Annotated in this window: 17 protein-coding genes and 2 tRNA genes; 4 read left to right on the top strand and 15 right to left on the bottom strand. The window is 59.4% G+C overall.

The window, feature by feature from the left end; all coding sequences use genetic code 11:
- Positions 1–13 precede the first annotated feature (13 nt).
- Positions 14–856: an endonuclease III gene (nth, locus tag BUA15_RS11695; RefSeq protein WP_072716176.1), complete on the bottom strand. Its 843-nt coding sequence runs from the start codon at positions 854–856 to the stop codon at positions 14–16.
- 147 nt (positions 857–1,003) lie between these two features.
- On the opposite strand from nth, the gene BUA15_RS11690 reads away from it, so the two are divergent.
- Positions 1,004–2,185: an Lnb N-terminal periplasmic domain-containing protein gene (locus BUA15_RS11690; RefSeq protein ID WP_072716175.1), complete on the top strand. Its 1,182-nt coding sequence runs from the start codon at positions 1,004–1,006 to the stop codon at positions 2,183–2,185.
- Positions 2,186–2,252: 67 nt separating this feature from the next.
- Here BUA15_RS11690 and BUA15_RS11685 read toward each other — a convergent pair.
- The 5 genes from BUA15_RS11685 to BUA15_RS11665 all read right to left on the bottom strand — a co-directional run bounded on the left by BUA15_RS11685 (position 2,253) and on the right by BUA15_RS11665 (position 6,168).
- Positions 2,253–2,325 (bottom strand) — tRNA-Glu (locus tag BUA15_RS11685).
- A 16-nt stretch (positions 2,326–2,341) separates the two neighbouring features.
- Positions 2,342–2,415, bottom strand: a tRNA-His gene (locus BUA15_RS11680).
- A 100-nt stretch (positions 2,416–2,515) separates the two neighbouring features.
- Entirely contained in the window at positions 2,516–4,843 is a 2,328-nt protein-coding gene (porZ, locus tag BUA15_RS11675; protein WP_072716174.1) for a type IX secretion system anionic LPS delivery protein PorZ, read from the bottom strand.
- Positions 4,844–4,846: 3 nt separating this feature from the next.
- The gene (gene ribH, locus BUA15_RS11670; RefSeq protein ID WP_072716173.1) at positions 4,847–5,314 is read right to left on the bottom strand and encodes a 6,7-dimethyl-8-ribityllumazine synthase; all 468 of its coding nucleotides are present in this window, start codon (positions 5,312–5,314) and stop codon (positions 4,847–4,849) included.
- A complete protein-coding gene (locus BUA15_RS11665) occupies positions 5,281–6,168 on the bottom strand; it encodes a PHP domain-containing protein (protein WP_072716172.1) in 888 nt (295 codons plus the stop codon). The genes ribH and BUA15_RS11665 overlap by 34 nt, the downstream gene beginning before the upstream one ends.
- Before the next feature lie 115 nt (positions 6,169–6,283).
- Here BUA15_RS11665 and BUA15_RS11660 point away from each other — a divergent pair, with 115 nt between their 5' ends.
- The 3 genes from BUA15_RS11660 to BUA15_RS11650 are packed head-to-tail and all read left to right on the top strand — an operon-like array spanning position 6,284 to position 8,965.
- Positions 6,284–6,820 (top strand): HIT family protein, encoded by a 537-nt coding sequence (locus BUA15_RS11660; RefSeq protein WP_072716171.1) that lies wholly within the window; start codon positions 6,284–6,286, stop codon positions 6,818–6,820.
- 4 nt (positions 6,821–6,824) lie between these two features.
- The gene (locus tag BUA15_RS11655; protein ID WP_072716170.1) at positions 6,825–7,907 is read left to right on the top strand and encodes a lysylphosphatidylglycerol synthase transmembrane domain-containing protein; all 1,083 of its coding nucleotides are present in this window, start codon (positions 6,825–6,827) and stop codon (positions 7,905–7,907) included.
- Positions 7,904–8,965 carry a DUF72 domain-containing protein gene (locus BUA15_RS11650; protein ID WP_072716169.1) on the top strand — a complete coding sequence of 354 codons (1,062 nt, stop codon included), beginning with the start codon at positions 7,904–7,906 and terminating at the stop codon, positions 8,963–8,965. The genes BUA15_RS11655 and BUA15_RS11650 overlap by 4 nt, the downstream gene beginning before the upstream one ends.
- A 133-nt stretch (positions 8,966–9,098) precedes the next feature.
- Here the strand turns inward: BUA15_RS11650 and BUA15_RS13765 are convergent, their stop codons facing one another.
- The 9 genes from BUA15_RS13765 to BUA15_RS11610 form a co-directional block, all read right to left on the bottom strand.
- Positions 9,099–9,263 carry a hypothetical protein gene (locus BUA15_RS13765; protein WP_178139420.1) on the bottom strand — a complete coding sequence of 55 codons (165 nt, stop codon included), beginning with the start codon at positions 9,261–9,263 and terminating at the stop codon, positions 9,099–9,101.
- Positions 9,264–9,387: 124 nt separating this feature from the next.
- Positions 9,388–14,088, bottom strand: coding sequence for a DEAD/DEAH box helicase (locus BUA15_RS11645; RefSeq protein ID WP_072716168.1), 4,701 nt, complete (start codon positions 14,086–14,088; stop codon positions 9,388–9,390).
- A gap of 1 nt (position 14,089) precedes the next feature.
- Positions 14,090–16,495, bottom strand: coding sequence for a coiled-coil domain-containing protein (locus BUA15_RS11640; RefSeq protein ID WP_072716167.1), 2,406 nt, complete (start codon positions 16,493–16,495; stop codon positions 14,090–14,092).
- A gap of 213 nt (positions 16,496–16,708) precedes the next feature.
- Positions 16,709–17,287, bottom strand: coding sequence for a hypoxanthine phosphoribosyltransferase (gene hpt / locus BUA15_RS11635; protein ID WP_072716166.1), 579 nt, complete (start codon positions 17,285–17,287; stop codon positions 16,709–16,711).
- Between the two features lie 111 nt (positions 17,288–17,398).
- Positions 17,399–18,805 (bottom strand): tRNA lysidine(34) synthetase TilS, encoded by a 1,407-nt coding sequence (gene tilS, locus BUA15_RS11630; RefSeq protein ID WP_072716165.1) that lies wholly within the window; start codon positions 18,803–18,805, stop codon positions 17,399–17,401.
- Between the two features lie 8 nt (positions 18,806–18,813).
- The gene (gene mutL / locus BUA15_RS11625; protein ID WP_072716164.1) at positions 18,814–20,646 is read right to left on the bottom strand and encodes a DNA mismatch repair endonuclease MutL; all 1,833 of its coding nucleotides are present in this window, start codon (positions 20,644–20,646) and stop codon (positions 18,814–18,816) included.
- Positions 20,647–20,672: 26 nt separating this feature from the next.
- A complete protein-coding gene (locus tag BUA15_RS11620) occupies positions 20,673–20,879 on the bottom strand; it encodes a hypothetical protein (protein WP_072716163.1) in 207 nt (68 codons plus the stop codon).
- Between the two features lie 60 nt (positions 20,880–20,939).
- Positions 20,940–21,800 carry a phosphatidate cytidylyltransferase gene (locus tag BUA15_RS11615; protein ID WP_245772031.1) on the bottom strand — a complete coding sequence of 287 codons (861 nt, stop codon included), beginning with the start codon at positions 21,798–21,800 and terminating at the stop codon, positions 20,940–20,942.
- Positions 21,775–22,149, bottom strand: a complete 375-nt coding sequence (locus BUA15_RS11610; RefSeq protein WP_072716161.1) for a putative signal transducing protein — start codon at positions 22,147–22,149, stop codon at positions 21,775–21,777. Before BUA15_RS11610 ends, BUA15_RS11615 begins: the two co-directional genes overlap by 26 nt.
- Positions 22,150–22,163: the final 14 nt, after the last annotated feature.

Below are 22,163 nucleotides of genomic sequence, written 5' to 3'. Positions count from 1 at the left end.
TTGATCGTCTGCGTTAGCGCACGCGGTAGTCCGGTACACGCCTTGTGGAGCATCCGGTCTTTGCATCAAATACCTGCAGGGAGCCGCAGTTCAGACAGCTCACCTGTTCCACTTCCAAACGGTCGGTTCGGTACACCGGCGTATCGAAATATCGGCGGCATCGTTTGCAGAAGTAGCGTCCCTGTCGGGGATCCAGACCTGTAAGCGGCGCAGGTAATCGTTGCAATCGCCGGTAGTGGTCGCACAGGTCGGTGAGCACGCATTGCGCGCAGCGTGGCTGGCGGGCCGTGCAGGTGTAGCGTCCATGTAGAATAAGCAAATGATGGGCTTCGCCCCACACGTGAGACGGAAGCTGGCGTTTGAGCCGCCGCTCAACCTCACGGGGCGTGCGAGCTCGCCGCACCAATCCGATGCGATGCGCCACCCGATAAACGTGCGTATCGACAGGTAGCGCAGCCACGCCAAAAGCGACCGAAGCCACAACGCGTGCCGTTTTAGGCCCAACGCCTGGAAGCGACTCGAGCGCTTTGAGAGATGAAGGCACAGCTCCCCCGAATTCGTCGCGAATGCGGCGGGCTGCGGCCACCAGATGGCGAGCTTTGCTGTTTGGATATGAAACGGAGCGAATATACGGCAGCACATCCTCTGGCTCGGCAGCGGCCAGCGCCTCCACCGTAGGAAACGCTGCAAACAACGCCGGTGTTACCTGGTTCACCCGCGCATCGGTGCACTGCGCCGAAAGCATCACGGCTACCAGTAATTGGTAGGGATTCTCATGGCGCAGTTCGGTCTGCGGCCGCTTGATAACCTGCCGCAACCGCATCAGTACCTGCCAGGCCCGGGAAGCACGTGCCACCTGTTTTGCGCTTTATCCAGGTAAAGAACCGCGTGGAAAATAGTAACCGGGTTATCAAAATCCTTTGAAAAACTGTTCGAATCAGATGAACCCCTGATCGGCTCAGTCGTTGGAGCCGCCGTACCCGACTCCCGACGTACGCTACCCATGCGCCGGTCGTTGCTGTTGCTGCTGCTGGTCCTGGGTGCAAGGCCAGCCGTTTCCTATCCGTTGTCGCTTTCCGACAGCACCCGCGTGGCCCTGGTCACCATCCTGCCCGGACGAGCCCTCTATGCCGCCTTTGGGCACAGTGCCTTACGCGTGGTTGATCCGGCCCGGGGCATTGATTGGCTCTTCAACTACGGCACTTTCGACTTCAGCGATCCTTTGTTCATTCCGAAATTCATTTATGGTCAGCTTGACTACTTTCTGTCGGTAAGCGACTATGCGCGCTCCGTACGGTTTTACCGTGACGTAGAAGGCCGTCCTATTCTGGAACAGTGGTTGAACCTGACGCCTGCGCAGCGGGATACGCTGGTAGCTTTTCTGATGTGGAACGCCCGTCCGGAAAACCGCACCTATCGCTACCATTTTCTGTTTGACAACTGTTCAACGCGTATCCGGGACGTGCTGGAAGGCACGCTGGGCGCTGCGTTACGCTTTACGTACTCTGCCCCGAGCACGACTTTCCGTCGCTTGCTTGATGCCTATGTGGCAGACCGACCGCTGCTCCAACTTGGCTTTTATCTACTCCTTGGCCAGCCCATCGATCGGCAGCCCACTGCCCGCGAGGCTATGTTTCTTCCGCTGGAACTGCAGCGCGCCTTTGACCAGGCGCAGGTGCATCACGACACCGCCTGGGTTCCACTGGTTGCCCGCACTGACACTGTTTTCTGGCCGGCTGGCCACCGACCGCTCCCCCCTCCTGCCTGGCCCTGGCCTACCCTGATGGGCTGGTTGCTCTTTGCTGCCGGCGCAGTAGTCACCGTAGTTACCTGGAAACGCACCCACCGCCTGGTAACGCGCCTGGACGCGGTGCTTTTTGGCATCGTTGGCCTGATCGGTCTGCTACTGCTACTGCTCTGGGTGGCTACCCTCCACACGGTAATGGACTGGAACTGGAACCTGCTCTGGGCCTGGCCTCCTCATCTGGTGGTGGCAGTTCGCCTCTGGCGCTACCCAATACCTGCCCGATGGGAGCGGTTCTACCTCCTTGGGACCGGCTCGCTTACGTTGCTGCTGGCTCTGGGATGGTTTTACTGGCCGCAGGCGTTGCACCCTGCGCTGCAACCCATCGCCCTGTTGCTGGTCGTGCGCACGGCAGCTCGCCTCTACCGTCCGGGTGCGTAATGTGCTGCGTCGCTTGCCGCTACGCGCCGCCATAAAAAAAAGCCCACCTGAAGAGGCGGGCTTTCTGTGCCGCGTACGGGATTTGAACCCGTGTTACCGGCTTGAAAGACCGGCGTCCTAGACCCCTAGACGAACGCGGCAGGTCAGTGATAAAAGGGTGACCGAGGGGACTTGAACCCCCGACCTCCAGGGCCACAACCTGGCGCTCTAACCAACTGAGCTACGGTCACCACTTTGTGGTGAGATTCTGCAATTTAGCAGAACGGCGTTATTTTCTCAAGGATCCTGCCCTGTTCTGTCATAAACTTTTGGTGGACAGACGGTGAGTCTTCATCGAAGAATCGCCACCTTCCCATAGGCAGCGCCTTCGCCGTTCTGCCCGACTGCGATGATCAGGTAGACACCGGAGGGGACAGGCCGTCCATAGCGGTCCCTTCCGTCCCAGCGCACACGACCGCCCCGCGTGGGAAAACGCGTCACCAGCCGGCCATCTACCGTCACAATTCGCAATTCGGTAGCTTCAACCAGGCCTTCAATGAACACAATCGCGTCCTCCTCCGCACCAACGCGCACCGGGTTCGGGTAAACAAATAGCGGCCGCGCCTGTTCCGCCGGTTTGATCGCATCGCCCTGGTAACTGACCAGTCCGGCAGCTGTAGCCAGAAAGACGCGTCCGCTCCGCTCGTCCACCGCAATTGCACGCACTACATCAGATAGCAGAGGACTGTTTTCCTCGTTAAAATGCGCAGCAATGCGAAAGTCAACGCCTGTCTGCTCGATCACATATACGCCATCATCGGTTGCTACCCACAGACGGTTGGCAGGATCAACAGCCAGATCGTTCACCGAAAGCCCGGTAAGCAGGAAGGGGTTTGCCCCGGGTTGCCGTTCGGCTGCCAGTGGCCAGACGGGCACTGTGTTTGGATCGGACGCTGCAAATGGGTTATTGAGTACGTAGGCCAGTCCTTCCGCAGTTCCAATCCAGATGCGCCCGTCTCGATCTTCGGCCAGGGCTTGCACAGCCACGCCTGGCAGTCCCTGGCCCCCACCTCCTCGCTCGCTCAAGTAGCGACAGGCGTCATCGTCGGCCCGCGTGGGATCATCGCCAGGGTCGTAAATGATCAGGCCGGTATTAACGCGCAGGTTGCCGCGACTCACCGCGATAATCCAGAGCTGCCCATAGTCGTCTACCAGCAGGTGTCCCAGAGTTGTGCTGAGCGAATTAATGCAGGAAGGAATGGGCGCGCGCTGCCAGGTGCCGTCTGGCAGGCGCACGTGCAGCGGGTTAGGAGCCGTCAGGTTAGCGACCCATAGCCGCCCTTCCGCATCCGAACCCAACCCTCGTACGATAATGAAATTGCGGGTGCCCGCCGCAGGCTCCAGCGTAGAGTTGGTGGCATCGTAAAACTGCAAGGTGCCGTCTGGCGCGATCTGCACCAGTCCGTTGCCGTCTGAACCTACCCAGACCTGTCCGCCCGGGTCGGCGTGCACGGGACGAAACGCTTTGCGACCACCGAGTCTATCGGGCAGATAGGCCGTCCACTGTCCAGCTGCGTTCATTTTATGAAAACCGGCCTGCGCCCCTGTGGCAGCATCCGTCGCCCATAGATTACCCGAAGGGTCAACGGCCAGATCGGCAAAAACGTTTACGTATGGCCCGTCGGGGCGAATCACCTCCTGAAGCTCCAGGTCTGACGCATCCGCTTCCGGCAGGGCGCTCCGAAGCAATCCGGCTTCCGCATCACCGATCCAGAGCACATCGTCCTGAACCGCCAGGCGTACGGGGCGACGCACTTCCTCGCTGCCCAGGAGTCGAACCGACGCGGCTGCATCGACCAGCAGCACCTGCTGACCGGCCGCGCCCAACAACAGATCGGCTACAGGCTGCAGGTCGGTTACGGCGGCGCCTTCCCAGAGGCGTTCATAACGGCCATCCTGCTTACGCAGGGCGAGTCCCTGCGTAAGCCCAATGTACAGCCGCTGGCCATGCAACGCGATTGAGCGCACTGGCAGCTTGCCGTCCAGTCCCTGTCGTTCCAGCGTCCAAGCTCCGGGATCCTTCAGGTTGGGATGCGCGCGGGGAGCATGGGCCACCCCCTGTGCTGTGGCCAACCAGAGCGTCGGTTTTCCGTCAGGCCCGGGACCAACTGTCAGGTCGTAAACGGCGATGTCAGAAAAAGCGCCAAATTGCGTATAGGTGTCTCGCACGACGCCTTCTACCGGATCAAATACGACCACGCCGAAAGCGGTAGCGATCAGCAACGAGTCGCCGTGCATACGTAGCCGATAGATCTGTCGATCCGGAAAGCGTTCGGCGCGTGCAATGTCAAAGTAGGCGCGGACAGTACCGGTAGCTGGATCGAGGCGGTCGATTACGCCATCGCTATAGCCGATCCAGAGGACTTGCCGCCGGGCATCCCAGGCTAACGCCTGCACGGCGACCTGGTGCAGTCCTTCGACCGCTGTAAAGCGTTGCAGGCTGCCTTCTGCCAGGTGGTAACGAAACACGCCCCCTCCGGTCGCTACCCATATGGCCGAAGCGGCCAGTGCCAGGTCCGTCACCTGCCGCATAGAGGTGTGCGCCTGCCACCGGCCGGTCGGTTGTGCCAGCGCACCATGAACCAGCCCGAGCCAGAGCAACAGCCATCGTCCCTGCATGACCTACTCCAGCTTGCGCATCAGATCGATCATTTCCAGTGCAGTCAGCGCTGCCTCTGCTCCCTTATTACCAGCCTTGGTTCCTGCGCGCTCGATGGCCTGCTCAATGGTATCGGTGGTCAGCACGCCAAAAATGACCGGCACCTCGGTATCCAGCATGGTGCGGGCAAGGCCCTGAGCAACCCCGCCAGCCACGTATTCAAAGTGACTGGTGGCCCCCCGGATCACGGCTCCCAGACAGATGACGGCATCGTAACGCCCCGAGCGAGCCAGTTTGCGCGCCACCAGCGGCATTTCAAACGCTCCGGGACAGCGCACTACCGTAACCTGATCCAGATCAATATCCTGTCGGCGTAACGTGTCCAACGCCCCTTCGAGCAGGCGTTCCGTAACAAATTGATTGAAGCGGCTGACCACGATAGCCAGCCGCGCCTGCGTTACCCGGTAGTGTCCTTCGATGTACGTGGGCATAGCTTTTTTCGAGACGACCCCGAACGAACGCTTCGCATTTGACGCAGCCGTTCTACGCGTGGATAAGGAATCGTGTACGCGCCAAGCAGCGCTTCCTCTTCAGCCCGATGCCCATGATAATCAGAGCCCCCTGTCTCTATCAAGCCAAAATCGCGAGCCACCTGGCGATAGTGCTGCATGAGGTAGTAACTATGCGCTGGATGCACCACCTCAATGCCATCCAGGCCGGCCGCCAGCAGCGCCCGAAAGGTCCGGTCCTGCAGGTGTTCTCCGGGATGGGCCAGCACCGCAATGCCCCCTGCCTCGTGCAACACCGCCACTGCTTCGGCAGCCGTCCAGGCAGGCTTCGGCACGTAGGCAGGGCCATGCGGCAGCAGATACCGCTGAAATGCTTCTGCATAGCTGGCCGCATAGCCAGCAGCTACCAGCGCGCGCGCCACATGGGGACGCCCGGGCACTCCCTCACCAACAACCGCCTGCACCTGTTCCATAGAAAGCGGCACGCCCGACCGGTGCAGCCGCTCGATCATGGTCGCCAGACGCTGTTCCCGAGCCCGTCGATACGCAGCCAGCGCCTCCTGGAGCACCGGATGCGCTGGATCAAAAAAATAGCCCAGCAGATGCACCTCTTCGTCCGCTACCTGTACGCTTAGCTCTACCCCGGGCACAATCTGCATACCCCAACGCGCAGCCGTCTGCTGGGCTTCGGCCAGTCCCTCGATCGTATCGTGATCGGTAATCGCAATGCAGTAGAGACCTGCCCTCTGAGCCCGTCGCACCAGCTCGCTCGGTGTTAGCTGGCCGTCCGAGCAGCTCGTATGCAAGTGCAGATCGGCGCGTCGCAGGTCAAACATACCACATTTCCATCAAGTGCCCCTTTGCAACGTGCAACTTTCCGTTTAGTTTTAGGCACAACCGGTTTTTTCTGGCATCAGCACGTAAGAAAGCCCAATCAACCGGCATGGCCCCATGAAGCAATTATGGAGTCCCTGGCGCTCCCAGCACATTGAACGCATGGTCGAGCGGCCACTCAGCCAACCCGGTGAGCCCTCGCTGTTTGTTCGCCTGGCCGCTGAGAATCGCGACGAAGCGAATCTGATCCTCTGGCGCGGGCAGCATGTTTTTGTTATCATGAATTTATATCCTTACAATAACGGACACCTGATGATTGTCCCCTACCGCCAGGTGGCCGATTACGAAGCGCTCACCCCGGAAGAGCAATGTGAAATGGCGCACACGCTTGCTCGTTGCATTCGGTGGCTCAAATATGCCCTGAAACCTGACGGATTTAATGTAGGCATGAACATCGGTAAGGTGGCGGGTGCCGGGATCCCGGACCACGTGCATCTCCATGTGGTGCCGCGCTGGGAAGGGGATACGAACTTCATGCCTACGCTGGCCGAAACAAAGGTAATCCCTGAAGCGCTCCGCGATACGTACCGCAAGCTGCGCGCCGCCATTGAAGCCCTGGAGTCCGACCACGAATCCCCCGCCACGATCTCCTGATCGCATGTCTCTCCCGCCACAGGTTCCTTCCCCGAATGGCCAGGCCCCCTCGCCCTGGCGGGCTCGCCTGCTGGGCTCGGTAGCCTTAAGCCTCGTAGTCGTTGCCCTGGTCACCTACTTCACCTTTGACTGGCGCGCTTTCGTTGAAGCGCTGCATGAAGTCAATCCCCTGTTGCTAACGCTGGGCATTGGGACGCTGGGCCTACGGGTGCTTTTTGGCGCCTGGCGCCTCCACTATGTCTCCCATCGCCACCTGACGCTCCGGGCAGGCGTCCGCTGCCAGCTCGTGTGGGATTTTTCATCGAACATTACGCCTTCTGCCATCGGAGGCGGACCTTTTGCTGCCCTGTTCATTGCCCGCGACCAGCGCCTGCCTATCGGGGAAGCCACCGCCATCCTATTATTTGCCATTCTACTGGACCAGCTCTTCTTTGCCTTTACCATCATCTTGATTTTAGTAGCCCTTCCTTTCCTGCCGGTTCTACCGTCTGCCCTGGGTACAGTAGGCGGGGGAACTTTTTTGCTTTACCTGGGGCTTGCGCTGGGATGGGTCGCGTTTTTTGCCTACACAACCTTCTTTCGCCCGGAACTGCTGGAGCGGCTCGCCCGACGCATTTTGCGCTTTCGACGCCTGCGCCGGTTTCGAGAGCGCGTCATTCAGGAATTGCTCAGTTTGCAAGCGCGCACCCGGCTTATCCGCTCCCAACCCCTGGGTTTCTTCCTGAAGGGCTTCTTACTTACGGCGGCTGCCTGGATCAGTCGTCATCTCCTGCTTGTTTTTCTGGTATGGAGCGTCTATCCCGAAGCCGAGGCCATCCTGGTTTTCCTGCGCACCCTGGCCATGACGTTAGGATCAGTGGTGCTGCCTACGCCGGGTGGATCCGGGGGCGTAGAAGGGCTGTACGTGTTGTTTATCGGGCCGCTGATGCCGCGCCATTTTGTGGCGCCCACGTTGTTGCTCTGGCGTTTGCTCAGTTACTATGTGTTCATTGGCATCGGACTGTTCCTGACCGGACACCACATGCAGCGCAGCCTGCGACGGCGCCGCCGGCTGCGCCCGACGCCTGAACCTGCTCAGGAATCATGACGCCCACCGCCTTCGAAGCGCAACGCGCCCGCATTGACGCCTTTGAGCTGCGTCACGTGCACCCTAATCTGCGTCTGGGCACCGCAAGCGACCGCTACGCGGGCTGGATTGGCCAGATCTATCCAGCACATTACCAACGTGCTATCAAAACCAGACCGCGCCGCCTCGAAGGCCGCACGTTCGAGGAGCGCATGCTTCCTGTAAGTTCTGTGCGGGACTACTTTGCGCACTTCGACGTGCTGGAGCTGGACTTTACCTTCTATCGTCCCCTACGCGAAGCAGACGGCCGCCCGACGGCCTCGCTCTTTACTTTGCAGCAATACGCGCTCCATGCCCCCCCAGATGCTCGATTTCTGCTGAAGGCACCGCAGCAGTTTTTTGCAGCTACGCTGCGCCGCTCGCGCAGCGGCACTGTAACCTACGAGCCCAATCCGCACTATCTGGATGCCGAGGCCTGCCGCCAACAGTTTCTGGAACCCGCCCGCGAAGTGCTGGGCGCGCGTCTCTTGGGCGTCATTTTTGAGCAGGAGTACCGGCGCGTAGATGATAGTCCGGATCCGGCAGCCAACGTTGCCGCCCTGGACGCCTTTTTTGACCGGCTGGACAGCGACGTACAGGCGCACCTGGAGTTGCGCTCACCTCATTTGCTCACCCCGGTTTACTTTGACTGGCTGGCGCGCCGCGGTCTGGGGTTTGTCTTCAGCCACTGGACCTGGCTTCCCTCGCTGCGTCGCCAGTGGCGTCTCTGCGGCGAACGCTTCACCGCAGCCGACCGCAATGCTGTCGTTCGCCTCCTTACGCCTTTAGAAATGACTTATGCCGAGGCATACGCGCGGGCCTATCCTTTTGACCGCCCGGTACCTGAACTGGCCGAGACCCGCCAGGCACGTGAGATGGTGCTGGATGTGACAGCTCTTGTCTTTCGAGCTGCTATGGAAGGAGTTATCGTAAACGTCATCGCCAACAACCGAGCCTGGGGCAACGCACCCGATCTGGCACGCACGATCGCACGTCGCGTCCTTGAGGAAGTGCGCCGCCGCAACATGCCCCTCCATTAAGCCCCCGCTTTCACCCCACGGCTAGCTACCAGACCGGCAGCGTTGATAAGCGAAGCGGTTCTATCCTGCACACACTGTTTTGTAAAACGCAAAAGCCCTTCCTCTTCGGTTGCCACAGGTCAAACACATCTCTTTACCAGCGCCGGGCACTTCCTTTGCCTTTTGGTACCAGCCGCATCCGACTCAGCAGCGCCCGCACCTGCCAGGCAGACGTCTGGGCCCCACGCTGGAATACATGGTACGTACGCCACCAGAAGCCCGGCTTCTTCTCTGCCTGTGCCCCTTTGCGCCCGACCATCCCCTATAGCCGTTTTTCTTTTGCCCTTACCCTTGCCTGATCCGGATCGTTTCCACCCGATTTAAACCGGTGCGTTACAAATGTCCCTGAAATAACGCGATGCATGGCCGGCCGCAGCGTTCGTCTATGCCCAGTGTTTCAGCAGCTGCTGGAGATAGGCATGCACAGGTCCGCGACGCAACTGTTCATGCACAAACTGGTTGCGGTAGCTGCGCAGACATCCATAACAACTGGTCAACGCTCCACAGCCACAGGTTCCCCGCACCCGTTCTTTGGCCAATTCCAGACAGCTACGCAACATCGCGGGCTCTTTACCAAGTTGCGCGACCAGTCCGGCCCCACCCGGCACGTCGTCATACAGCAAAATCGGGGGAATCTGCAGCGATTTCTTCTTGTAGGCTACTACGGTATTCAGGTCGGTCGCCGGCACCTCCAATAGTTCTGCAGCGGCTTCCACCAGGGCATACGCCAGGGAGTACGCAAATCCCTGCGCTGCTCCTTCACTATTTCCCCCAATAGCAGCGTCAGGGGGAAAGACGAACTCCAGGCGCAGCACATCCGTGACGAATTCATGCCCTAGCGCCACCCATTTTAACGTCCCCGAGCAGGACGACCCATAAGGAGTCTGGTGGGACGCCTGCCATCCCCGGGTAGCCATGCCACACTGCTCGCAGAGATAAAACCCTCCACGCCGATAACCTTCGCAGAGCACCACCATGCGACCCGGAGTTGCTGGCGTAACCCAGATCAAGGGGTTTTCGGCCTCCGGTAAGGGAATGCGTTCCGGAGAAGTCCCGATGCCTCCTCCAAAGTAGGGACGACTGGAAAAAAGACGCTGGGGTCGTCTCTTCGGCGTTTCTGGTTCGCCACGTCTGGTTACAAAGCCAAAACGGGGAACCACAAAACAGCGAGCGGGCTGCTCACAGCCGCAGGGAAGCACCTGTTCCCCTCCACTGGCCTGGCGTTCCTGGGGCCACAGGACAAACGTGTTGTGCCGGTCGCATCGCTTATACAGATAGACCGGCCAGGCGCGCTCGGGTACCTGCTTCAATCCATAGGACTTCCAGAGGCGCTTGTTGGCGATCACCTCAGCAGTAGGCGCAAACTCAGAGATAGCGATCTGAAGGTCTCGTTGCAGGACCACATCGGCCCGGTCGGTCTGGTGCGTATCTAATTCCACCACATCGACCGGAAACCCATACTTAGGAATAACCGCTTTGCGCGACAAGAAGGAGAGCACGGGTTCGCTGGCAATGGTTTCAGCCCGTTTTTTTGCCCATCTGGCCCTCGCATAGTCTTCTTGCTCTGCGGCCTGACGCTGCAGCGCTCTGGCTGCCTGGTAATCGGCCACTACCTCATCAAGCGCTAGCGCCAGCCGGCCTTCTGGATCCAGCAGTTGCTGCCGCCAACATTTTGGCAGCATCCGGGCGTTCCCGTGCCAGGCTTCCGGAAACATTTGCGCAAAATCTTCCTGAAGTTCGGGTTCCTGATCCTCCAGGAAAATCTGCAGTTGCGCCATCAAGGTAGGCTGCTGCCAGTCCCCCACCAGCGCTTCTACCGACCCAAAGCGTTCCGGACACCGGCGGAAGAAGCGGGCCAGGGCCCACGCCATCAGGTGGCGCAGCAGCAGTTTCTCGTTTGTCAGCGAAAGCACGGGAGGCCGAATATGTCCTTCCAGCATGCGTTCAGGTTGCTGGAAGTGATACAAATCATGTGAGGTGCGCCGGCAATAGGTCAGGGCAAAACCGGGCTCCTGGCGACGCCCCGCCCGACCTACCCGCTGCGCATAGTTAAACGGTTCAGGGGGCACATTGCGTAAAAAGACTACGTCCAGATCGCCCAGATCTACGCCCAGTTCAAAGGTAGTCGAGCAGCTCAGCACATGAATGCGCCCCTTCCGGAAGTCCTGTTGATACGCCCGGGCTTGCTCATAACTCAACTGGGCGGTATGTTCTTCTACCCGTAACAGTCCCACAAAGGGCTCCTGGTAGAGTCTTCGATAATGGTTCTCGGGCAACGCCTGCTGCAACACTGGACGTAGCTGCCCCTGGCATCGGGGTGCTGGACAACATCCCGCAACGACCGGAAAGGGATGGAGCCGCCCGCAGCTTTCACAGTGATATACCTGATCCTCGGGATTTACTAACTGCAGACGCCACCAGCGCGGATTCAACTGCTTGCCTCCCCGGGCTGGTAGCAAAAGCCGATCTTCCTGGGAGCGGGCCTGTCGGTCGGTGTCATCCAGCGCTTGCCAGATTAGCTCTAAGATGTGGCGGGCAGCGCGATCAAGATCGACCTTCGCAACGCCACGTGCCCGGAGAATCCGTCGGAGAAGCTGGACCCGTCGCCCCTTAGGACCTGCCCAGTCTCGCATCTGCAAACGACCGCGCGGGGGACCCAGGCGAACCGACAGCGGACGAGTGCGCAGCCCCAGCGTCTGCCAGTCCAGCGTAATGAGGGAGGCATCGCCCACCAATGTGACAGCGGCTTCTTTCCGCAGCGTATCCAGCAACACCTGCAACAGTTGATAGATTTCTTCTGCGGAAAACTTCCAGGGTCCCTCGAGGAGCTCCTCGGGCAACACCAGCCAGTCAGGAAAACGGAGGTGCCACCGAATCAATCCCACCCCTTCTAATGAAATTCGGTCTCCCTCGGCCAGAAATTCTCGGTAAATCATCCGCCAGCTCTGGCGCTGCCGATCCAGCGCACTGGCCGACTCCGGTAGAATCCGATGGGTTCGTAGCAGGGGCAGCAATGCTGCCGCCAGGTCGCTCAGCGAGAGCCCTTCAGAGGTTGCGGCCAACGCCTGGCGGCGTGCCGCTTCGAGCAGAAGCTGTCGTTCCAGAATATCCTGATAGGTCTTTTCCAAATACCAGGCAAAAAAAGCGGCCTGCTGCCGTCCGTCAGCAAACGCCAGCACCCGCCGACGTGAGACCGGCAGGCACTGATGCAGCGTGGTAGCCATTACTACATGCGGTCCTTCGTCGCCATACGTCACTTCGCCCACTGGGTCACGGCCGCCGGCGGTATAGCCACACACGGAGCACCGGGCCAGTTGATCAGCCCGCGTTGCATCTTCGGGCGCCTCTTCTAAAACAACCCGCAACCAGTGTGTAGCATCATGGGAGCAGGGCGGCTGATGCCGGTCTGACATGCTGATGGCGCCACAGCGCAGACAGAGCAGCCCCGTCTTCTCTGGGCCTTTTTGATTCTCTTCATCGGTTGCTGCCAGGGGACGCAGATACTGCACGCCGAAATCCTCGCGTCCAGGATCGCGCACAGCTTCCTGCCACCGGGATCCGCGGACCTGTCCTACGAGATAGTGCTGCCCACAGGACCGGCACAAAGCCACCTCAAACACACGTTCCGCTTCGGACTCCTGGGCACGTTCCAACGTGACTTCCCAGGATCCCTGTTGCCAGCGCAGAAAAACCCCTTCCAGAGCACGCAGGAAAAGATGATACCGCACGGTGAGGAGAGGCGCTCCGGTTTCTGGATGACGGGCCCGCACTAACAGGCGCAGCAACGTGTGCAACGCTTTTTCCTGCTCTGGAGCGGCCTCCAGCTCCGGGAAAAGGGCGCGGGCGAGCGTTCGAGCTTCCTGGACATGCTGCGCAAGCAGCCGCCGCAGCATAGCTGCTCGGCGATCCTGCTCCAGAATGCCGCCCACCCATTGCGCCCATTTTTCCATTGCAGCCGACCAGGTCGGGCAAGGACGCCCCGCCCGACGTCCCAGGGCATTCAGCCACTCCCGGTCCTCTTCTGACCACTCCGCATTCAACACTCCTTGTAACAGGCGCTCATAGTCAGCGACTTCTAACGCCAATCCGTTCTCAGGCTCTGGAATAGCCTCCCGCACGCTTAGCACCACGCCTGCAGAAGAGAACGGCTCCCCGAAAAGATCCGTCGCAAAACGCGCCACCGCTTCCCGGTCCTTTTCTCCCCGCAGCAGGGTCGCACTCGTAGCCACGCAGCGAAAAGCGCCCCGACGTCCTCCCTGGCGCAGACGATGTTTCAGGCGGCGCAGCAACAGCGCCATCTCGGTCCCCCGCGTTCCCCGATACTGATGCGCTTCGTCCAGCACCAGAAACGTCCACCAGCGCGCCCGCCCTCCATCAAAGAGCGGACTATCGTCTGGCCGCAACAACAAATACTCCAGCATGGAATAATTCGTCAGCAGAATATGCGGGGGCGTTTCACGCATCTCTCGGCGAAAAATCAGCTCACCAGGCAGCCGCTCCCTGAGCTTCCGATGCGCATCCCCTTCATTTTCAGGCGTTTCTCCGATATACTGTCCGAACGTGAAGCGGAAGGGTGATCCAAATGCCTCCAGGCGTTGACAAATCGTACCCAGACGCTCTCGCTGGTCATGGGCCAGCGCATTCATGGGATACAGCACCAGTGCCCGCACCCCTGGCCCTAACTGTCCCTGTTGATACTCTCGGTAAAGGTGAAGCAGAATCGGATAGAGAAAGGCCTCCGTCTTTCCACTGCCCGTACCGGTGGCCACGATCACGTTCTGCCCTTCCCACACCTTTTGGATAGCCTCCTCCTGATGTTGATAAAGCGGGCGATCCCCATAGAGGGCCTGCAAAAAGCCTTCATCGGGCGGCGGATCCAGTAGCGCCGAAAAAAGCTCCCGAGGCGTTCGCCCCCGTCGGAAAGGCGGCGTAGCTTCGACAAACGGACCGCGACTCAATGGCCACCTGTTCAATGCCTGCTCAAAAGAGGCCTGCAGCGCGGCATCCCGAAACGAAAACGTTGTCCATAGGTAGCGCTGATAACGCGCTACGATCTCCTGGGATAAAGCAAACGCGTCCATCATGTTAAATCCATCGACTTATGGCATCCCAGTGACACCTCCTCATGTGCTGTCGAAGCACCCCTTCGTCCCTGCTGATATCCAGAAACGTCCCGCATAGCTTGCAGACATAAAATCGAGGCAAATCCTTGTATTTAGTTATTTTCTCTCTAATCACATCTGGATCACTCACCACTTCGAACCGCTCTTGTTTTCCTTTGTGGTACTGCTCCTGATGCCTGAGCATTTCACTGGTAGGATAATTTCCTCGCACCTCAACATATTCATCACAGTATTTACATTGATATATCTCCCTGGGTAACTCTGACTTTTTCTGGCGGAGCTCATGCCATTCAGCTTTTCGATATAGTTGGGTGCCATGTTCTTCTAAAAGGTGGGCCAGAAGCGCCTGCTCCTGCTCCGTGGTAAATTCGCAGAAGGCACACTGCCGAGAGAGGATCAGACGGGCCACTTCCACAGGCGTCAGCATATCAATCTGCATCAGAAAGGGTATAGTGCCTGTTTGATAGTGTGGTGCTATGTCATAAAATTCTCGCAGTGGTACCTTAACCTCTTTAGCGCCAGCCGGCCGTTGAAAAGGACGAAGATCTTCTGGAAATCCGCAACAAACCTGGCGCACTGTAGCCGGCAACTTCAGATAGAGGATCGTATCCGAAACGGCCGAAAAATCCTGACGCGTTAGCTGCAGAGGCTGTGCCTGCCAGGTCAAATGCTTCGCCCCTTTCTGTTCAGATCCGCGGGCGAGCGCCCACCAGATCCGGGGCAGGTCCACACACAGCTCAACAGCTACGCTGCCTACGCTTGCCTGCCAATAGGTACGGTCCCACTGCGGCTTATCAGCGGGAAGCTGCACGAGAGTCTGGTTTGGCAGCCGCTGGATGAGTTCCTCGGGAAATGCTTGCTGCGGTTCAATTCGACAGGCTGGCTGATGCCGAAAAATCAACCGAACGGTCGAATGCCCCTGCTCTGTAGGAATCAGGACGGCAGTCTCTGGATCTATCTGAATCGCTTCCAGTGCTTCTAGAAAACGAAAGTCCAGACTTTCAATTAACTGCTCGTTGGCATCATAAAACCGCAGGGCATACCATCCCCCTCCGCGTTCGGCCAGTTCCTGCGGCAAGGGCTGCGCCGGTTCGGAGTTGGGAGTAAACTGCATGCGCCATCGCTGCTGCTTGTCTTTTCCCTCTTCTACGATTACAATGGTTCGGATTGTCTGCCATAGCCGCGGCTCGGCCCATATTACGGGAGGGCTGCGGAAGAGGGGCCCTCTTCCCTCCAGGACAGCCGCGTCTGGAAGGCGTTCCCCTCGTAGTTCCAGCACCACACGTTGCCATAGCGTTCGCTCCCGACCATGGATACGAAAGCGGATATGCGCCTCTTCTGGACGCTCAAAGTAAAAGTAGTGGGCTCGATATCCAGAAAATGCGGTAGGCTCTGGAGCCACGGGCGGCGCGTCTGCACATTCCCAGTGCGCGGGCACCATAGCCAGATACCATCCGCGTGAAACGCGAGCTACTCGCCGCCCCCGGCCCGTCTGTCGATCGAGCCGAAACAGCAGCCCCCTATCCTCGGGGAGTCCTTTCCAAATCGGCCGCGCCTGGCTTTGCCCACTCGCATCCACTTGCACGATTTCGACCACCTCTGTCAGCGATGCGAGGCGCCATCCAGTATCCCCATTTCCTTCCAGCCACTGATCCCCTTGCCGCATTTGCACGAAGGCATTATCAGCAAATGGCTGGTCCCAGAAGAGCCAGCATTCCCACACGCCCCCCCGCTGCCAGCACATGAGCTCTATCCGCTCACCGCGCCGCTCAGAAATTGTCGCCCGAGGCGCCGTCTTAGCCTGGACTTTCTCGGCCAGCGTCTTCCGAGGACGCCCACCCCGTCTTTCTGGTGACCGCCGTTGTCTATGCGACCGACCGGTAGCAGCCCGCCTTTCGGCATTCTCCGCAGAAGCCCCAGACTCCTGCGCCTCCGGCTCAGCTTCGCGCTTCAAGGGAACAGTTAGGGGCGCTGCGTCAACTGCCCCTGCCTCTGTTGCCTCCTGGCGCCTTCTTTCCTCATCCTGCAATGTGGCAGCTTGAAACGCGATCGGATCAGATTCCGAAGATTCAGACTTCTGCGAGGTCGGTTCTGCCTGCTGTCCAGTTGAAACAGGCGCTTCTCGTTTGGACAACCGCTCCTCCAGAGCCTGACAACGCTGCCTCAGATAGGCTATCTGGGCCTCAAGCTCCTTAATTCGGCGCCGCTCCGCTTCCCACTGTCCCATGCGTTGGGCCAGAAACGACCAGAGATGATCCAGTTTTTCTGCCAGCTGTTCCAGCTCAGCCTGCAAAGACGTGCCTTCTCCCTCTATCTCCGACTGCCGGAAGCCCCAGCTCTGCCACCACCTTCGCAATCTTCCAAGCATGACGACGCACCTGCCGGGTATTTTTAGCACGTTTTCGCTGAACCAGAAGGCTCTATCACGACAAGGATGCTTTATACCCGCCAGGTGCGATTGATGCAGAAGAGAAGCTACCGCACTTCTGGCACGAGCTTAGCCGTCAGCGCCTGCTTCAATACAAGGCTACCGTCACCAGCGTGTTGTTGGCGTCAGCTATGTTGGTGAAAATATCTAAAATTACTCTTCTAAAATATAAATCGCGTTCAGGTTACGGGCGAGTTGGCCGTAGTCCAGTCCATAGCCGATAACAAACTTGTTTGGGATCTGGAAGCCTACATAATCCAGAGGCACGTCGACCTGGGTCGCCTCCGCTTTGTGCAGCAGCGTGACCGTGGCCACAGAGGCCGGCTCATAGGCTTGCAGCCGCTCCAGAATGAACTGCATGGAAAGCCCTGTATCGACAATGTCTTCCACCACCAGCACATGCCGTCCCTGAATATCCGCATCAATCTTCTTCAGCTCATACACCTGCCCACTCGACACTTTCGCCGCTCCGTATGACGAAAGCTTTAAAAAGTCCACCTCACAATCAATGGTAAGATAGCGCATCAGATCGGCCAGAAACATAAACGCCCCGTTCAGGACCCCGATCAGGATGGGTTGGCGATCTGCATAATCCCGACTGATCTGGCGTCCCAGTTCGGCCACGCGTTTTTGAATCGTCGCCGCATCCAGAAAAAGTCGGAAGCGTTCTCCCCGGCACTCTACGACTTCCGGTGTCTCGTTAAAGGCAACGGTCGTATTCGCACAGGCCATTTTTAAACGGAGTTAAAGCGGTTTATCATGTGGGCATGTACCGCAGCGCTACTTTCGCCTTCCTGCTGCAAGTGCGCTTTCCAACGACTCGCTGCGGGGATGGTGCCCAATTTAAGCATTGCAGACTTTTTTTGACAGCGGCGCCTCAGGTTGCCAGTGGAGTTTCACTACGCGACGGGTCGTGGAGCGCACGCGAAAAGGCTCAGCCAGTCGGTAGCCGACCAGCCAGATAATTTCATCATCCTGGCACACTACATAGCATTGGTCTCGCTGGCTAACAGGTACTTTCAGATCCGTAAGCAGGTCACTGATTTTTTTGTGGCCGGTCATGCCGAGCGGTTGCATGCGGTCGCCGGGCTCCCAGCGTCGCACCTGCAGCGGCCAGCGGATACGCGCAGCGTCCGCATAAGCAACAAGCGGCGTCCCTTCGTCCAGACGTTCGGGTACGGTATCCAGGAGCGTTGCCGTGAGCGTGCCGCCAGCGAGCACGAGCGGTCGATCTGGTTCGAGAAGCCCTCTGTCAGGATGGCGGGCGGTTTGCCGCAAGCGAAAGTGCAATGCGTTCCGGTCGCGCCAGATGGTTCCTGTCGGTAATTCCAGCCGTTTTCCTGGCTGCGCTTGCATCAGTCGCATCACCTGCACCACCACTTTACGGCGTCGCGGCGCGCCCGGTAGCCATCGTTGCAGGGCCTCCAGGATCAAACGATGCTGCCAGACCACAGGCTGAGCTCGCAGCGCGTCCAGGCCAAGCGTACAGGTAGAGACGTCCGCCACCTCCTGCCACCGCCGGTGCAGGTCCGGAGCAAACGTGGCGTCGTAGTACGCCTGCAACAACGCGGCCGTATGGGCCAGTCGCTCCGCAACGTCGGGTCCTAAACGGCGCGCCAGCAGGGGTAGTAGCTCCTGGCGAATCCAGGCTCGTCGATACTGCAGATTGGCGTTACTCACATCCTCGCGCCAGGGAATGCCTTCAGCCTGTGCCCAGGCTTCCACTTCAGCACGCGGCAGCTCCAGCAGAGGGCGCACCAACCAGACGGCACAGCGCGGGCCCAGTTTACGCTTGGGTCGCATGGCCAGGAGGCCTTCCAATCCGCTGCCACGCATCAGGTTCAACAGCAACGTTTCGGCTTGATCATCGCGATGATGGGCGACCGCTACAGTATCGATGCCTTCCTTCTGGGCAATTCGCTTGAAGAACGCATAGCGTACGCTGCGCGCCACAGCCTGAACAGATCGTCCGTGGGCGTGCGTCTTGAGATCAATGCGCGCTACGCGGAGCGGCAGGCGATGCTGACGGCAGAACTGGCGCACCAGCGCTTCATCTGCCTCGGAATCAGCACCCCGCAGGCGGTAGTTAACGTGAGCAGCCACCGGTTGATAGCCCAGGCGCCGCAGCACTTCAAGCAAAACCATGGAGTCCACCCCGCCGCTTACCCCCACGACCACGCGCTGGCCTGGCTGCAGCAAAGCCCTGGTCTGAATGAAACGGCGCACCCGCTCGGGAAGCAGCATACGCATCCGTTGATTCAAGCGCGTCCAAAGCGCCGATCCAACTCTTCAAGCGTAAGGCGTATCATCGTAGGCCGACCCGTAGGCGAGACGTAGGGCGTTTCACAGAGGAAAAGCTGGTCAATCAGCGTCCGCATCTGCTTTTCCGTCAGGCGCGTGCCGGGACGAATGGCGTTGCGGCGGGCCATACTACGCGCCAGGTTCTCTCGGCTGGAAAGGCGTAGCGGCAAGTTGGCCTTGTATTGCGCCAGCAGGTCTTCCAGCATGGTGCGTTCGTCGCCAGGTCGAATATCGTCTGGCACGCCACGCACCACTACCGTGCGACCGCTGAATAGCTCCAGATCAAAGCCCAGGGCGCGCAGCTCGGGCAACAACTCTTCAATGAGTGCAAAATCGGCCGGTGAAAATTCCAGTGTCTGTGGAAAGAGCAATTGCTGGGATAGCCCAAAGCCACTTTCCAGGTTACGAAGGGCCCGTTCGTACAGAATGCGTTCGTGGGCGGCGTTCTGGTCGATTAGCAGCAGCCCCGAGCGGATCTGGGTCAGGATGTATCGCTCGTGCACCTGCCAGATCAGCGTATCGTGCTCGGGTGCTTCCTCGTCGGTTTCCGGCCGCACGCTTGACGGCAGTACCGTCGGCTGGGGCGCTGGTTCAACCTCCGCCGGTTCGACCGCATAAAGCCGGCGACTTATCTCGCCCGGCGCAATGCGCAGCGGCGTGGCCCCGGGTAGGTCAACGCGCCGATTGGGTCGCTCGGTAGCAGCATCCGTTGTAGCCGGCACCGATGCCGGAGGAGCTGCCGTCAATTGGGGAATGAGGTCGGCCATACTTAGCGCCCGCCGCACAATGGCGCGCAGCACCCCGTAAATGCCCCGCTCATCATCAAACTTGACCTCTGCTTTGGTGGGATGCACATTGACGTCGACATGCCTGGGGTCCAGCTCCAGGAAGAGTACAAAAAACGGATGCGTTCCTTCCGGAATCAACTGCTCATAGCTACTCGTGACGGCATGCTCCAGATAGCGATGACGCACATAGCGACGATTGACAAAGAAGAACTGTTCGCCGCGGCTTTTCCGATGCAGTTCTGGCCGGCCGAGAAAGCCGCGTACCGACAGATAGCTGGTGGTTTCTTCGACGGGAATGGTTTGCAAGGCATATTCTGGCCCAAAGAGCGTGCCGATGCGTCGGCGCAGACGTTCCGCAGGGGACGGATCGGTTTCCGGTACCAGCCGATAAATTTCTACGTCATCATGCATCAGCGTGAACCCCACCTCGGGATGCGAGAGCGCCAGCACCTGGAACGTTTCCACAATGTGTTTGAACTCTGTCGCCGGCGTTTTAAGGAAGTTGCGGCGGGCGGGGACGTTGTAAAACAGGTTGCGCACAGCTACGGAGGTGCCATTGGCTGTTGCGCAGGGTTCGGCTGCTATCAGACGGCCGCCTTCAATCTGGACCCGGTAGCCCGCTTCGTCATGGGCGCGTTTTGTCTTCAGCTCGACCCGAGCGACGGCGGCAATAGAGGCCAACGCTTCTCCCCGGAAGCCCAGCGTGCGAATGCGTTCAAGGTCCTCAATGGTTCGAATCTTACTGGTGGCATGTCGCTGAAAGCACAGCCGGGCGTCAGCCGGACTCATGCCACACCCATCGTCGATCACCTGCACCAACGTTTTGCCCGCATCTTTGAGGATAACAGTGATCTGACGAGCCCCGGCATCCAGCGCATTTTCAACAAGTTCCTTAACCACGGAGGCCGGACGTTGCACCACCTCCCCGGCGGCAATTTTGTTCGCCAGGGATTCTGGCATGATCCGAATCAGGCTGTCGGTGGCTTCCGTTTCCGGCGTCATTGGTTTGCCTGTCTCCAGGTGCAGGTTCAGCCCAGGGCATTATAGACGTAGAGGGCCATCAGCAGCAGAATAATGAAATAAACCAGGCTGAGTGGATTGCGGCGCTTGGACAGCGCCCGCCGTTCGATGCGCAGGCGTCGGCGCAGCCGTTCTTCGCGCTCTGGATTGTAATAGCGCGGCTCATAGGAAAAGCGCCGGGGCGTCACCCTACGTCCAGGAAGGAAGATGCCCATAACCTGCCTGATTGTTACCTCCGGGGTTTATACAGGGCGTCTGGCCAGCCGTTCCACTGCTCAGCCATACACACCGGCCACCCAGCGCAGGTAGCAGTAAGCCAGGGGGGCCACCACCATCAGGGCGTCAAATCGGTCGAGCACGCCACCATGTCCGGGCAGCAAGTTGCCAGAATCTTTGACGCCGGCGGCTCGCTTGAGCAGGCTTTCAGCCAGATCGCCCGGTGGCCCGATGCTCCCGCAGAGCACGCCGAGCACAAGCACATGAGGCCAGGCAAGGAAATGGAGGGCGCTCAGCCGTAGGATGATGGCTGCCCCTAACGCGCCGAGCAGTCCGCCCACAAATCCCTCCCAGGTTTTTGCCGGTGAAATGCGCGGGGCTAGCGGCCTTTTTCCCAGCAGCCGTCCCGTAGCATACGCCAGCGTATCGGCTGCCCAGATCATTACCAGCAGCCCCAGCGTAATCCAGAAAGCCTGCTGGTCTGTAGGCCCCGGGTGCAGACGCAATGCAAGCAGGCTGCTTAGCAGGGCGGCCGGATACAGCGCCCCAAAAGCCGTGGCAGCCAGCCGCACCGGCGCTTCTGAAAGCGGGACCTGGCGGAAAGGCGCCCGCACCAGTAAGCCAACGCCCCAGACAATAGCCAGCGGTAGTGCGGGCGGCCAGACTGGCATAAGTACCAGCAACAGTCCCAGCACCAGTCCTCCGCTCCGGTAGGCCGGCAATCCTGCCAGACGTAGTAGCCGATAGCTTTCCATAATGCCTGCACCGGCCAGCATCAGAACTACCCCGGTGAACACCCAGCCGCCCAGCCACAGTGCCCCTACCAACAACGGAATGCCCAGCAGGGCCGTCCCTATTCGGAGCCACAGATTGGAGGCAGCGCGGCGTGCCCGTTCAATCCGTCGGAGATGCTTCATCATCGGGTAAGTCCAGTCCCAGATGATCCGCTCCTGAGTCGAGACGGGCTTCTGTTTCCGGATCGTGCGCAGGTGGAGCATGAGGATGGGCGGCTTCAGCAGCCCGTCGCAGGGTCTCGTCGTCTACCGTTTCAGCCAGAAGTTGACGGGCTGCTTCCGCATAGGAAGCCGGCACGCGCACGCTGACCTGCGCCAGATTTCCCACGTTTAGATTGAAAACGTGGTCGCGCTGCGTAAAGACAATGGCTGGAATGCCGGCAGCGTCCAGCCGGTCGCGCACCATGTCGGCCTCATAGTCCGTGCTGCTTTGAAAGACCACAATCCATTCTTCGTGTTTAGAAGCATCAGCCATCGCAAGGTCCCTTC

It is taken from the genome of Rhodothermus profundi, from assembly GCF_900142415.1.
GTDB classification, from domain to species: domain Bacteria; phylum Bacteroidota; class Rhodothermia; order Rhodothermales; family Rhodothermaceae; genus Rhodothermus; species Rhodothermus profundi.
Note: the sequence above shows the minus strand (reverse complement) of the source record. Positions and strands in the feature narration are given on the sequence as shown.